Source organism: Stenotrophomonas sp. AS012628 (assembly GCF_010608305.1).
GTDB classification, from domain to species: domain Bacteria; phylum Pseudomonadota; class Gammaproteobacteria; order Xanthomonadales; family Xanthomonadaceae; genus Stenotrophomonas; species Stenotrophomonas geniculata.
Genome location: NZ_VMBJ01000248.1, coordinates 1 through 233, shown reverse-complemented (window position 1 = coordinate 233; position 233 = coordinate 1). Strand labels below are relative to the sequence as shown.

General features: G+C 69.1%; 1 protein-coding gene. It reads left to right on the top strand.

Translation table 11 applies throughout. From position 1 onward, the window contains the following. Positions 1-233, top strand: a 233-nt coding sequence (locus tag G5A07_RS21790) for a TonB-dependent receptor plug domain-containing protein (protein WP_191864026.1), incomplete at both ends; no start/stop codon positions are given.

The window sequence follows — 233 nt, the reverse complement described above, 5'->3', positions numbered from 1 at the left end:
GGCCAGCAGCGTTCCGGACAAGGCCGATACGGCCCTGGGCAAGGTCACTGTCACCGCGCGTCGCCGCGAGGAGGATTCGCAGAAGGTACCGACGCCGATCACCGTGCTCGGCGGCGAGACTCTCGAGGCCCAGCGCATCTCCCGGGTGCAGGACCTGCAGCAGGTGCTGCCCAGCGTCAATGTCGCCTACATCCATGCGCGGCAGTCGAGCGTCGCCGTGCGCGGCATCGGCA